Below are 12,139 nucleotides of genomic sequence, written 5' to 3' on the forward strand. Positions count from 1 at the left end.
CGAGGAGACCGATCGTTGGCAGCACGGCACCTACACCCACGGCAGCAGTCTAGCGCTTTTGCGCTGGCCGCTGCATTGCTGTTGCCGCCGCTACTGGCTTCGGCCCAGGCCGAGGCGAGCAGCGTGTATCAGCACATTCTCGATATCCGCGAGCAGAGCCGCTTCGTCCCCGAAAAAGCCCTGACCCAGCTGCAGGCCCTGCAGACCAGAGCAGAACACGAAACACCTGCCACCCGCGCCGAACTGCTTAACCAGCTCAGCATCGCCCACCTGCGCACGGGCCAGCTCGATGCCGCCATCGCCGATGCCGAGCAGCTGATCAGCTTTGGCCGCAGCCAGCGCGACGATGCCATGCTGGCCAAGGGTTTGCTGGCCAAGAGCTATGCGCTGTTCGAAAAAGCCGAAGCCGGCGCCGCCTACCAGCTGGCCTTCGAGGCAGAAAAGCTGGCCGCCAAATCCAGCGATCTGCTGCTGCGCTCCCAGACCCAGATCACGGCGGGCCAGGCTTATGCCGAACAGGGCGACTTCCCCAACGCACTGGCCAAGATGCAGCTGGGGCTGGATACCGCGCGGCAGGCCACCAGCGATCCCGTGATGCTGTTCGGCGCGCTCAATGCCATCGTCCAGCTGTACACCCAGATGAAGGAGTACGACAAAGCCGAAAGTGCCCTGCAGGAGCTGCTGGCGCTGGCCGAGCAGCTGCATTTGCCGGGGCGCATGGCCATGGCCAAGACCACCGAATACGGTCTGGCCATCGACATGGAGCAGTACAAGCGGGCCATACAGGCGCAGCAGACGGCGCTGGACCTGATGCGCAAGCTGGGATCGGAACGCATGATCGGTCTGGCGCTGGGCAATCTGGCCGACGCCTACCTGAAACTGCACGACTACCCGCGCGCAGCCCAGTATGCCAGCGAATCGCTGCGTTCGACCCAGAAGACGGGCGACCGCGGCATGGAATCCACCGCACGCGGCAATCTCGCCCAGGCCTATCTGGGCATGGGCCGCATCGTCGAAGGCAAGCGCCAGTACGAACAGGCGCTGGCCCGCTACGAACAGGAAAATAACAAGCCGCAGCTGCAGGCCGCGCTGCGCGAATACGGCGAAGCGCTGGAGCGGGTGGGCGACACGGCCGGTGCCATTTCGGCCTATCACCGCGAGCGCACCATCTCCGACCAACTGTTCGAACGGCGCCGCCAGCAGGCCATGCTGGAACTGCAGGAAAAATACGAAACCGAAAAAAAGCAGCGCCAGATCGAACTGCTCAGCCGCGACAACCAGCTCAAAGGCACCGAGCTCGATAACAAGCGTTTGCAGCAGCGCGTGTGGTGGCTGCTGGCGCTGGTGACGGCGCTGGGCGCCCTGATCGTGGGCATGCTGTATCGCCGCGTGCGCCATGCCAACGCCCAGCTGGAAGTCAAGAATCTGGAGCTCAAGGCGCAGTCGGTGCGCGATCCCCTGACGGCGCTGTACAACCGGCGCCATTTCCAGGACTTCATGCGCGCCCTGCCCCACACCGAAACCCAGCCGCCGCGCGAGGCCGATGTGGTGGGCGCGCTGTTCCTGCTCGATGTTGACCACTTCAAGCACATCAACGACAGCTACGGCCACGCCGCCGGCGACGCCGTGCTGAAAATGCTGGCCGAGCACCTGCGCGTAGCGCTGCGCGAAACCGATATGATCGTACGCTGGGGCGGCGAGGAATTCCTCGCCTATCTGCCCGCCGTTGCCCGCCAGGGCATCGACGATGTGGCACGGCGCATCCTGCGCAGCATCGCCGCCCAGACGGTGGAATATCAGGGCCACAGCATTACCGTACAGGTCTCGGTCGGCTATGCGCCCTTCCCGCTGGCGCCCGATGGGTCGCCGCTGCCATGGGAGCGGGTGGTCAATCTGGTGGATATGGCGCTGTATCTGGCCAAGGCCCATGGCCGCCACCGCGCCTACGGCCTGCGCGGCTTCGCCAACTTCGAACACACTTCGCTGGAAGCCATAGAACAGGATCTGGAACGGGCCTGGCGCGCCGGTTTTGTCGATCTGTCGGTGGTGCTGGGCGATGCGCCGGACGCCATCCCGCCCAGTCCCAACGAACTCAATAACGTGGTACACATCAAGCACGCCCAGAAAAATAGCCACGCTACCTGAAGCGGTATGATGGCTATTTCTTCCCGCAGGACGCGCTGGCGGCGCCCTCGCGCTGATTATTCGGCGTTGATTTTCTTCGGTGCCGCGGGCGGTGCGAAGGCGATGTTTTCCGTCTCCGGCGCGCCATCAATGGCGTCCGATTGTTCCAGCCAGCTGCGCAGCTTTTCCATCCGGCGTATTAGTATGCCCTTGTTGCTGATGTAGCCCACCTGCTCGAAATTCTCGGCCTTGACGGTCATCTTGGAAACCGTCGGCAGATTGTCCACCAGCCGCTCGAAGGCCTTGCGCGCCTTGTGTTCCCACTTCTGCAGATTGGGCTCGTTAAAGCGGTTGCTCTCGTAATAGATCGTCAGCGTACGGTCATGATTACCGAAACCGACGATAGCCGCACCCATGCGTACTGTTTCCAGCACATCAGGCTTGATGTTCGGGGTCGGCACAAACAGCGCCGCGCGGCCTGTTGCATCCGGCCGCTCGTACGGCAAATCCTGTCCCATTAATACGCTCATCACGCTTCCTGTTGTTATGTTGCTGCTAGGCTATATTTCGATTCTATCCTGCGATTTTGCACATTACAAGGAGAAAGCGCAGGAACGTGGCATTGCAGATAATCACCTGAGCGCAAGCCGTATAATGCCGGCTGTCATCAAATAACCGCCCGCTACCATGAGCTTCCCTCCCCCTGCCAGCGCCACTCCAGCCAGCCCTTACGGCGTAATTCCCGCCTCCGCGGTAGAGACGGCGGCCATCAATATCGGCAACACGGTGCGCATCGCCATCGGCCTGACGGAACAGCAGGCCGCACTGATCGTGCACGACCAGCGCACCGACCTGAACCGGGCGCTGACGGCAGGCTACCGGCGCAGCCTGCCGCAGGCCGAGTTCATCGACTTCGACAGCGTCACGCCGGAGCAGGTACTGGCCGCCTTCGAGCGTTACAAGGCCGGCGATCTGGTGGTGCTGATCCAGTCCACCAGCTTCCGGCTAGAAGCCTTCCGCGTGCGCATCGAACTGTTCAAGCGCGGCCTGAAAGTGATCGAGCACGTGCACCTGTCGCGCATGCCCGATACGGCGCAGGGCCTGCTCTACATCGACGCGCTGGCCTACGATCCGGTTTATTACCGCGGCGTGGGCCATGCGCTCAAGGCCCGCATCGATCAGGCGCCCCATGGCATGGTCGATAGCGGCAACGGCGAGAAGCTGGTATTCGGCGCGCCGTTCGAAACAGCCAAGCTCAATATCGGCGACTACAGCGCCATGCAGAACGTAGGCGGCCAGTATCCGCTGGGCGAAGTGTTCACCGAGGCGCAGGATCTGGAAGCCGTCAACGGGCGCGTGCGCATCTATGTATTCGGCGACACCAGCTTCCGCGTCAACCATCCGGCCACGCCCATCACCCTGATCGTGGTAAAAGGCCGCGTCACCGGCACCGAAAACAGCACGCCGGAATTCGATACGGTGCTGGAGCTGATCCGCGCCCATGAAGGCGAAGTCTGGCTGCGCGAACTGGGCTTCGGCATGAACCGGGCCTTCTCGCGCGAACGCATGGTCAGCGACATCGGTACCTACGAGCGCATGTGCGGCATCCACCTGTCGCTGGGCGCCAAACATGGCCAGTATGCCAAGCCGCAGTTCCGCCGCGCCGACACGCGCTACCACATCGACGTTTTCGCCATTACCGAGGGCGTGTATCTGGGCGAGGAATGCGTCTACCGCGACGGCGCATGGCAGGTCAGCCCCACCGCCGACTACAGCGATAGCCGCTACGTGCCTGCCGCCAGCCTCTAACTGGCCAGCAGCCCCGCTGCCATCAGCTCGCGGTCCCACGGCGGCGCAGGCTGGTATTCCGCCAGCAGAAAATCGATCAGTGCGCGTACTTTGGCGGACGGCTGGCGGCTAGCCGGATACAGCGCACTCAGATGGTTGAGCGGCAGCGTCCAGTCCTGCAGCACGGGCACCAGCGTGCCGGCCAGCAGCGCGCGCCACGCCAGGAAGGTGGTGTTATACACGATGCCCAGTCCGCGCTGCGCCGCCTGTTGCAGCACCACCCCGTTATTCGCCGTGAAGCTGGCCGCCACCCGCACCGACTGGCGCTCATCGCCTCTTGCAAACTGCCACAGCGTGCCATCCGTCAGGTGGCTGAAATGCAGGCAGCGGTGCTGCTGCAGCTCCTGCGGGTGGCGCGGTACGCCATAACGCTGCAGATAATCGGGCGAGGCACACAGAATGGCGCGGCACGGCGCCAGCGGGCGCATGGCCAGCGCATGCACATCCGGTATGCCGCCCACCCTGATGGTCAGATCAAATCCGTGCGCGATCGGGTCGAGCAAGGCGTCGTCCACGTACAACATCGGCGTCAGCTGCGGGTGCAGCGCGCTGAAACGCGCCACCGCGTCGGCCAGCCACTCGCTGCCGAAACTGGACGGCGCCTGGATGCGCAAAGGCCCCGCCAGTCCCGCTCCCGCCGTGGCCTGACTCACCTGATGCAGCGTGCGAGTGGCTTCCTGCGCCTGCGCCAGCGTGGCCTGACACGGCGCCAGATAGGCTAGCCCGGCATCGGTCAGACTCACTTCGCGCGTGGATCGGTGCAGCAGCCGGGCCTGCAGCCGCTGTTCCAGCTGAAGTATGTGCTTACTGACCATGGCCCGCGTCAGGCCCAGCCGGCGCCCCGCCTCGCTAAAACTGCGCCAGCGTGCCACCTCGACAAAGATTTCCATCGCCCGTAACTGATCCATGCCGCCATTGTCTCGATTCTGGCGACAATGTGTCAACCATCGCCCCATTGTGGATGGCTGTTTGTCGCCCTAAACTGCCAAGCGCTATGTATTCGCCCTCGAAAACGGAAAAACCATGCTGACAGACATCCAGAAACAGCAATACCAGCGCGACGGTTACATCGTCCTGCCCAACTTCAAATCGGCCGAGCAGATCGCCGCCCTGCGCGCGCGCGCCGAACAGATCGTGGAAGCCTTCGATCCCAGCGAGCGCTCCGGCATCTTCAGCACCATCGAACAGGAAAAGACCAACGACGCCTACTTCCTCGGCTCCGATAACACCATCCGCTGCTTCTTCGAGGAAGAGGCCTTCGCTCCGGACGGCCAGCTGAAACAGGCCAAGGCCCTGTCGATCAACAAGATCGGCCACGCCATGCACGACCTCGACCCGGTTTTCCGCAGCTTCTCCACCGATATGCGGCTGGCCGAGCTGGCGCGCGATCTGGGACTGGCTCAGGCGCAGGTGTGGCAATCGATGTATATCTTCAAGCAGCCCGGCATAGGCGGCGAGGTGCGCTGGCATCAGGACGCCACCTACTTCGACACCAACCCGATCAGCGTCACCACCTTCTGGTTTGCGCTGGAAGACGCCACCCTGCAGAACGGCTGCCTGTGGGCAGAACCGGGCGGCCACAAAGGCCCGATGCGCGAACGCTTCCTGCGCAGCGGCGACGAGCTGCGCATGGAAACTCTGAGCACCCAGCCATGGCCCGACGACAGCACCGCCGTGCCGCTCGAATGCAAGGCCGGCAGCCTGGTGTGCTTCCACGGCCTGCTGCCGCACTACAGCGCGCCTAACCGCTCGCCGGTTTCGCGCCACGCCTACACCCTGCACGTCACCGATGGCGCCACCGAATACTCGCCCAACAACTGGATACAGCGCGACGCCGCTTTCCCGGTGCGGGGCTTCATCTGATGAAAATCGAAATATTTGCCGCCCACTGGGGCAATAACGAACTGCCTGCCGACGTCTTCATCGAGCGCGTCAAGCAGGCCGGTTTCGACGGCATCGAAATGTCGCTGCCGCTCGATGTGGCGCAGCGCGAGGAATGGACCGCGCGCATCGCCGAAGCCGGTCTGGGCCTGATCGTGGCACAGTGGGAAACCGTATTCCACAGCGACTTCGCCGCCCACCGCGCCGCGCTGGAACAGCTGCTGCACAATGCCTGCGCGGCCCGTCCGCTGCATGTCAATTCGCACACGGGCAAGGACTACTACACGCGCGAGCAGAACCTGCAGTTGCTGGAACTGGCAGCCGACATCTCGCGCCAGCACGGCGTGCCCATCGTGCACGAAATCCACCGCAGCCGTTTCAGCGGCCACCCCATGCTGTTGCTGCCGTATCTGCAGCAGCTGCCGCAACTGCAGCTGACGGCCGATCTGTCGCACTGGTGCTGCGCCTGCGAGTCGCTGCTGGAAGACCAGCCGCAGACGCTGGCCGCTACGCTGCCGCAGGTACGCCACATCCACGCCCGCGTCGGTCATCCGCAAGGTCCGCAAGTGGCCGACTTCCGTGCGCCAGAAGCCCAGGCGGCGCTGCAGGCGCATCTGGGCTGGTGGGACGAGATCATCCGCCTGCGCCGCGCTGCCGGTGCCAGCCGCATGACGCTGACGCCGGAATTCGGCCCCGTGCCCTACACCCAGACCCTGCCCTATACGCAGAAAGAAGTGTCGAATGCGTGGGAACTCAATGTAGCCATGCTGGAGCTGCTGCGCCAGCGCTATGCCTGAACGGGCCAGTCTGAACTGCGCGCCCGGACGGCAAGCGCCGTTCAGGCTGCAGGCAGCGGCTGTTCTTCGGGCGGCAGCTGCAAAGGCAGCACCAGCGTGACGGTGGTGCCCTGGCCCGCCAGCGACTCCACCTGTATGGTCCCGCGCAGCACGCCGGTGACGATGTTGTAGACGATGTTCATGCCGAGACCGGAGCCGCCCTGACCCAGCTTGGTGGTAAAGAAGGGATCGAAGATCTTGCGCAGCGTGCCCGGCGACATGCCCACGCCGTCATCGGTAAACCGCAGCGTGACGGCATCGGCGCTATCCTGCCAGCCTTCGATGCTGATGCCGCCGCAATCGCGCCCGTCAAAGCCATGCAGCAGCGCATTGCCGATCAGATTACTCAGCACCTGACTCAGGCTGCCGGGGTAGGAATCGAACTCCACCCCGGCCGGCAGATCGACTCTGACGTTGCAGGCGCTACGGCGCAGCTGCGCCGCATAGGTGGCCAGCGTGTCGTGCACCACCTCGTCGAGCTTGAAGCGGCGGCGCTGGCCGCTGGCCTGATCCACCGCCACCTGCTTGAAGGAGGTAATCAGATCGGCGGCGCGGGTTAGCGAGCTATTCATGATATCGCAGGCCTTGCGGGCATCCTGCATATGCGCTTCCAGCGCCGAGCGTTTCAGGCCGCCATCGGTCGCCAGTTTGTGTTCCAGCTCGCGCACCATATCGCTCAGCGCACTGGCCGTCAGCAGGCTGTTGCCGATAGGCGTATTCAGTTCGTGCGCCACGCCCGCCACCAGTGCGCCCAGCGAGGCCATTTTTTCCGACGTCAGCAGATTGGTCTGGGCCTGCTTCAGGGTTTCCGTCAGTGCGGCCAGATCGGCGCGCGCCTGCTCCACCTTGTGCTTCTGCCGCTCCAGTTCGGCCAGACTGTATTCCAGCCCATGCCGCGCCACGGTCATGCGCCGGGTCGACACCAGCAGGGCGGCGATCAGCGCACTGATAATCACGCCGGCAATGCCGATCAGGACCACCGGCCACGGCGCACGCGTATAGCGGCTGCCGGCATAGCCTTCCAGCGCCACCTGCCACTGGCGCATGCCGACCGATAGCGGCATCTGTACTGCCAGTTCTTCCAGCACCGGTGCGCCGGCAGCGGCCAGCGAAGACTGGCTGCGGCTGTCGTACATCAGGGTGCGCTCGCTGGCCGCCAGCGGTGCCGCGTCCTGCCGGTAGCCACGGTCGTGGATGCGTACATGCAGATGTGCCAGCATGGCGGGATCGATCACTTCGCGCATCAGCGTATTGACCTTGAAGACTATCGCGACAAAGCCCACCAGCGCGGCTTCGCGCTGGGCTGGCGTTTTCAGTTCCGCGCCGTTACGGTACACCGGCGCGCGCGCCACGAAGCCCGGTTCGCCGCTGCTGTCCTGCACCAGCGTAATGCGCTCGGTGGCCACGATCTCGCCGCTATCGCGCCCCAGTTCCAGCGCATGCAGATGCTGTGGCAATGCGGCCAGATCCAGCCCGAACGCCGCTTCATTGCCTTTCAGCGGTTCGCTATACTCGATCACATAATGGGGCTGCTGGCTGCTGGCCGGATGCACGGTAAAGGCCGGGTAGCCTTCCTTGCGCACATTAGCGCTGAATTCCTGCAGGCGCTGGTCCGGCACACGCCGTACGAACTGTATCGCCTGAAAGCCGGGATAGCGCTGGTCCAGCTGTAGCTGGTTCACGAAGCGCTGGAAGCGCTGGCGGTCCATGCTGTCATCGAGCGCATACACGCCCTTGAGCGCCAGCAGCATATCGAAATAAGTCTGCAGCCGGTTCTCCGTATCGCGCACCACTTTTTCGGCATCGCGTTCGAAGTTACTGCGGATCTGGTGCTGCTGCGCTGTCAGCACGATCTGGCAGGTTGCTGCGGTCAGACATAAGCCCACGATAAATGCCAGATAACCGCGCGATTTAAGCATGAGACGCTACACCTATTCCAGCGCAGCAGGCGCAGTAGCGGGAGCCTGGTCCTCGTCGCGGTAGCGGGCAGCGATTTCCATGAATTCTTCTTCGATGGTGAGCATAGCGTCCGCTACATCGGGATCGAAATGTTCGCCGCTGCCCTGACGTATCATCTCCATCGCCGTCTCGTGGCTGAAGGCAGGCTTGTACACCCGCTTGGAAATCAGCGCATCGTACACATCGGCCACCGCCATCAGACGCGCCGAAACGGGAATGGCATCACCGGCCAGCCCTTGCGGGTAACCGCTGCCATCATATTTTTCCTGATGCGAGTAGGTGATTTCGCGGGCGAAGCGCAAGAAAGTATTCGAGTAACCGAGCTGGTTTTCCACTGCCACGATGGCGTCGCGACCATATACCGTGTGCAGCTTGATGACGGCGAATTCCGCCTCGGTCAGACGGTCCGGCTTGAGCAATATCGCGTCGGGAATCGAGACCTTGCCGATATCGTGCAGCGGCGCAGCCTTGAATAGCGCCTTGATATTGGCCTCGCTCAGTTCATCGGCAAAGCGGGGGTTATTGCGCAACTGGCGGCCCAGCGCCGCCACATAGTGCTGCACGCGGCGCAGGTGGTTGGCGGTTTCGTACTCGCGCGTTTCGGCCAGCGAAGCCAGCGCCCAGATCATGGCATCCAGCATCTGGCTCAGTTCCACCGTCAGCTCTTCGACCACATGTTCGAGCAGGTTGCGTTGCTGTTTCAGCAGTTCGCGCGAGTGGCGCAGCTCCACATGGGCCGCCACGCGGGCGCGCAGTACATCGGCAATCACCGGCTTGTGCACGACATCGACGCCACCCTCGAGCAGAGCGCGCGCTTCGTCAGGCTGCTGCTGCAGGAAGATGACGGGAATTTCGGCCGTATCGGGACTGGACTTGAGCTGCTGGCAGACGCTGTAGCCATCCATGTCGGGCAGCGCCGTATCGAGCAGCACCAGATCCGGCCGCGGTACCTGCTGCATCAGCTGCAGCACGCTGGCGCCCTGATTCGCCAGCAGCACATCATAGTGCTCCTGCAGCATCCCGTTGATCGAGATCAGCTTGTCCGCTGCTGCATCGGCAATCAGCACGATGGCCTTTTTGGTGTTCATCCGCTGCCACTCCAAAGGTTGTTCCCTACCGTTATATTACCTGACAGTAGTGCCAGCCAGACATTTTTCTCCGCTGAATGTCGCCCCTGCGATAAACCGCCAGCCTGCCCGGTCTTGCCCCATTGCTTGCAATTGGATAGCGCACTATCTATACTGGACGCATGAGCAATCCAACTATCCCCCCCGCCGTCCCCCAGCTGGACCAGCAACTGTGCTTCGCGCTGTATTCCACCTCGCTGGCCATGAGCAAACTGTACCGCAAGCTGCTGCGCGGGCTAGGCCTGACCTATTCGCAATATCTGGTCATGATGGTGCTATGGGAACGCAATGAACTGACCGTGTCGGAAGTGGGCGAACGCCTGTTTCTGGATTCCGCCACCCTGACGCCGCTGCTCAAACGCATGGAGCAGGCCGGCCTGCTCACGCGCGCCCGCGCCGCCAGCGACGAGCGCCAGGTCATCATCAGCCTGACGCCGCACGGCGACGCGCTGCGCCACGAAGCGGCCAAGCTGCCGCCCTCCATCCTGCAGGCCACCCATTGCAGCGTCGATCAGGTGGCCGGCATGAAAACCCAGCTGGATGCCCTGCGCGCCAGCCTGATGTCCGCCAGTTAAAGCACACCATGACCAGTCCCGCACCGTTTTACACCCACCCCTCGCAAATGGCCGAAGCACTGCGCAAGGACGGCTACGCCATCCTGCCACCGCAGGATGTGGCCGCACTGGCCGGCGTGCCGCTGGCCACCCTGAACCAGCTGATTCCCAGCTGGGACGCGCTGGAACCGGATCTGTACATGAAAGACGGCGGCCGCTACCGCCGCCGGCGCCATTCCTGCTTTATCCAGCATGGCGGCGAACTGCAGCAGACCGCCCACCGCGCCCACTGGCAGCCGCTCGAATACAACGCTCTGCATGGCGGCATGAACCGTCTGTTCGAACCCATGCTGGCCGAAACGGTGGCGCTGCCGGCGTGGCCGGCGCTGCTGCAGGGACTGGGCCAGCTATGCAGCGCAGCGCGCCGCACCAGCACGCCGTGGTATGTGGAAGCGCACCAGTTCCGCATCGACACCACCGACGGCATAGGCCGCCCCACGCCGGAAGGCGCGCACCGCGACGGCGTGGACTTCGTCGCCGTCATCCTGATCAGCCGCAAGGACATCAAGGGCGGCGAATCGCGCCTGTTCGAAGCGGACGGCCCGAACGGCAAGCGTTTCACCCTGACCGAACCATGGACCCTGCTGCTGCTCGACGATGCCGCCGTGATCCACGAATCCACCCCTATCCAGCCGCTGCAGCAATACGGCCACCGCGATACGCTGGTGCTGACCTGGCGCAGCAAGGGTTTCCAGGGCCAGCCCTGAAGCCCGGCTGCAGTGCAACAGCAGATTTGATTTTTTGCTAATCTGGCGAGATCGACAGCGTAGTTCTACGGTATTGCACTGCAACATAAATAGGTCTATAGTGGAACTGTCTCCTCCGATTGTCGCCTGACATTGGAACTGTGCCCGCCCTTCTGGTAGCGGGCATTTTTTTGTCCATTGCAGTCCGCCTCCCTCCGTCGTCAGATTTTTTTATTCCTCCTACAATATTTTTCCGCGCCAGACGACTGCACAGCATCAGTTGTGGAAATTGGCAAGGGAACGGCCGCGTTTCCGTGCCCTGTTGCGCACTTTAAATTAAACAACTGATTTAGTTATATCAATTGTTTAATTTATGTGATGTAATCGCTCCATGAACGCAAAAGCACTCCACGACGACAGCCGCAAGCCCCGCTCCGATGGCGAGCAGTCGCGCATCCGCCTGCTGCAGGCGGCCACACGCCTGTTCGGCAATCAGGGCTATAGCCGCACTTCGACCCGCGAAATCGCCCAGGCCGCAGGCGCCAACGTGGCCGCCATCAGCTACTACTTCGGCGACAAAGCCGGCCTGTATCAGGCCTGTTTTGCCGCCATGTGCGAGCCGGCGCCTGACAACATCGCCCAGTTCGACCAGCCGCATTACTCGCTGCGCCAGTCGCTCGACGGCTATTACCGCCAGCTACTGGCACCGCTGCTGGCGGGTGAGGATGCGCAGCAGCTGGTGCGCCTGTTCTACCGCGAAATGCTGGAACCGACCGGACTGTGGGAACGCGAAATCCGCAACAACATCAAACCCGAACATCTGGCACTGGCCGGTGTGCTGAGCCGCCATCTGGGACTGGCCCAGCCGGACGATAGAGTGCACCGGCTGGCCTATGCGCTGGTGGGCATGGCGATCCAGCTGCTGGTCGGGCGCGACATCATCCACACCATCACGCCCCACCTGCTGGGCACAGCGGAAGCCATCGCCGAGTGGCTGCAGTATCTGGGCGACTACGCCGAGGCGCTGGTGCTGGCCGAGAAAAACAAACTTCAACAAGGATAAG

11 protein-coding genes are annotated in these 12,139 nt (G+C 63.0%); 7 read left to right on the forward strand and 4 right to left on the reverse strand.

Features of this window, described 5'->3' with window-relative positions; all coding sequences use genetic code 11:
• The first annotated feature begins 15 nt into the window (after nt 1–15).
• Nucleotides 16–2,145 carry a tetratricopeptide repeat-containing diguanylate cyclase gene (locus GTP27_RS04620; RefSeq protein WP_202416541.1) on the forward strand — a complete coding sequence of 710 codons (2,130 nt, stop codon included), beginning with the start codon at nt 16–18 and terminating at the stop codon, nt 2,143–2,145.
• A 56-nt stretch (nt 2,146–2,201) separates the two neighbouring features.
• On the opposite strand, the gene GTP27_RS04625 is transcribed toward GTP27_RS04620, so the two are convergent.
• The gene (locus GTP27_RS04625) at nt 2,202–2,654 is read right to left on the reverse strand and encodes a hypothetical protein (protein WP_161037995.1); all 453 of its coding nucleotides are present in this window, start codon (nt 2,652–2,654) and stop codon (nt 2,202–2,204) included.
• Nucleotides 2,655–2,811: 157 nt separating this feature from the next.
• On the opposite strand from GTP27_RS04625, the gene GTP27_RS04630 reads away from it, so the two are divergent.
• Nucleotides 2,812–3,933 carry a M29 family metallopeptidase gene (locus GTP27_RS04630; protein WP_161037996.1) on the forward strand — a complete coding sequence of 374 codons (1,122 nt, stop codon included), beginning with the start codon at nt 2,812–2,814 and terminating at the stop codon, nt 3,931–3,933.
• On the opposite strand, the gene GTP27_RS04635 is transcribed toward GTP27_RS04630, so the two are convergent.
• Entirely contained in the window at nt 3,930–4,880 is a 951-nt protein-coding gene (locus GTP27_RS04635; protein ID WP_229633382.1) for a LysR family transcriptional regulator, read from the reverse strand. The two genes, GTP27_RS04630 and GTP27_RS04635, sit on opposite strands and share 4 nt — an antisense overlap.
• A gap of 115 nt (nt 4,881–4,995) precedes the next feature.
• Here GTP27_RS04635 and GTP27_RS04640 point away from each other — a divergent pair, with 115 nt between their 5' ends.
• Complete coding sequence (locus GTP27_RS04640) at nt 4,996–5,835, forward strand: phytanoyl-CoA dioxygenase family protein (RefSeq protein ID WP_161037997.1); 840 nt, start codon at nt 4,996–4,998, stop codon at nt 5,833–5,835.
• The gene (locus tag GTP27_RS04645) at nt 5,835–6,650 is read left to right on the forward strand and encodes a sugar phosphate isomerase/epimerase family protein (RefSeq protein ID WP_161037998.1); all 816 of its coding nucleotides are present in this window, start codon (nt 5,835–5,837) and stop codon (nt 6,648–6,650) included. Before GTP27_RS04640 ends, GTP27_RS04645 begins: the two co-directional genes overlap by 1 nt.
• 41 nt (nt 6,651–6,691) lie before the next feature.
• Here the strand turns inward: GTP27_RS04645 and GTP27_RS04650 are convergent, their stop codons facing one another.
• Together GTP27_RS04650 and GTP27_RS04655 are read right to left on the reverse strand one after the other, a co-directional pair.
• Nucleotides 6,692–8,608, reverse strand: a complete 1,917-nt coding sequence (locus GTP27_RS04650; protein ID WP_161037999.1) for a CHASE domain-containing protein — start codon at nt 8,606–8,608, stop codon at nt 6,692–6,694.
• A gap of 12 nt (nt 8,609–8,620) precedes the next feature.
• Nucleotides 8,621–9,736, reverse strand: a complete 1,116-nt coding sequence (locus GTP27_RS04655; RefSeq protein ID WP_161038000.1) for an HD domain-containing phosphohydrolase — start codon at nt 9,734–9,736, stop codon at nt 8,621–8,623.
• 161 nt (nt 9,737–9,897) lie between these two features.
• Between GTP27_RS04655 and GTP27_RS04660 the strand changes: the two genes are divergently transcribed.
• The 3 genes from GTP27_RS04660 (at nt 9,898) to GTP27_RS04670 (ending at nt 12,138) form a co-directional block, all read left to right on the forward strand.
• Entirely contained in the window at nt 9,898–10,350 is a 453-nt protein-coding gene (locus tag GTP27_RS04660; RefSeq protein WP_161038001.1) for a MarR family winged helix-turn-helix transcriptional regulator, read from the forward strand.
• An 8-nt stretch (nt 10,351–10,358) separates the two neighbouring features.
• Nucleotides 10,359–11,096, forward strand: coding sequence for a 2OG-Fe dioxygenase family protein (locus GTP27_RS04665; protein WP_161038002.1), 738 nt, complete (start codon nt 10,359–10,361; stop codon nt 11,094–11,096).
• 370 nt (nt 11,097–11,466) lie between these two features.
• On the forward strand, nt 11,467–12,138 hold the full coding sequence (locus tag GTP27_RS04670; RefSeq protein WP_161038003.1) for a CerR family C-terminal domain-containing protein: 672 nt from the start codon (nt 11,467–11,469) through the stop codon (nt 12,136–12,138).
• The last annotated feature ends 1 nt before the right edge of the window (nt 12,139 follow it).

The organism is Duganella qianjiadongensis, assembly GCF_009857915.1.
Taxonomy (GTDB): domain Bacteria; phylum Pseudomonadota; class Gammaproteobacteria; order Burkholderiales; family Burkholderiaceae_D; genus Rugamonas; species Rugamonas qianjiadongensis.

Bases quoted from the DNA above. Each gene is read 5' to 3' on its own strand.
- GTP27_RS04660 (WP_161038001.1), top strand. From the start codon at position 9,898: ATGAGCAATCCAACTATCCCCCCCGCCGTCCCCCAGCTGGACCAGCAA.
- GTP27_RS04630 (WP_161037996.1), top strand. From the start codon at position 2,812: ATGAGCTTCCCTCCCCCTGCCAGCGCCACTCCAGCCAGCCCTTACGGC.
- GTP27_RS04650 (WP_161037999.1), bottom strand. From the start codon at position 8,608: ATGCTTAAATCGCGCGGTTATCTGGCATTTATCGTGGGCTTATGTCTG.
- GTP27_RS04670 (WP_161038003.1), top strand. From the start codon at position 11,467: ATGAACGCAAAAGCACTCCACGACGACAGCCGCAAGCCCCGCTCCGAT.
- GTP27_RS04625 (WP_161037995.1), bottom strand. From the start codon at position 2,654: ATGAGCGTATTAATGGGACAGGATTTGCCGTACGAGCGGCCGGATGCA.
- GTP27_RS04640 (WP_161037997.1), top strand. From the start codon at position 4,996: ATGCTGACAGACATCCAGAAACAGCAATACCAGCGCGACGGTTACATC.
- GTP27_RS04665 (WP_161038002.1), top strand. From the start codon at position 10,359: ATGACCAGTCCCGCACCGTTTTACACCCACCCCTCGCAAATGGCCGAA.
- GTP27_RS04655 (WP_161038000.1), bottom strand. From the start codon at position 9,736: ATGAACACCAAAAAGGCCATCGTGCTGATTGCCGATGCAGCAGCGGAC.
- GTP27_RS04645 (WP_161037998.1), top strand. From the start codon at position 5,835: ATGAAAATCGAAATATTTGCCGCCCACTGGGGCAATAACGAACTGCCT.
- GTP27_RS04635 (WP_229633382.1), bottom strand. From the start codon at position 4,880: ATGGATCAGTTACGGGCGATGGAAATCTTTGTCGAGGTGGCACGCTGG.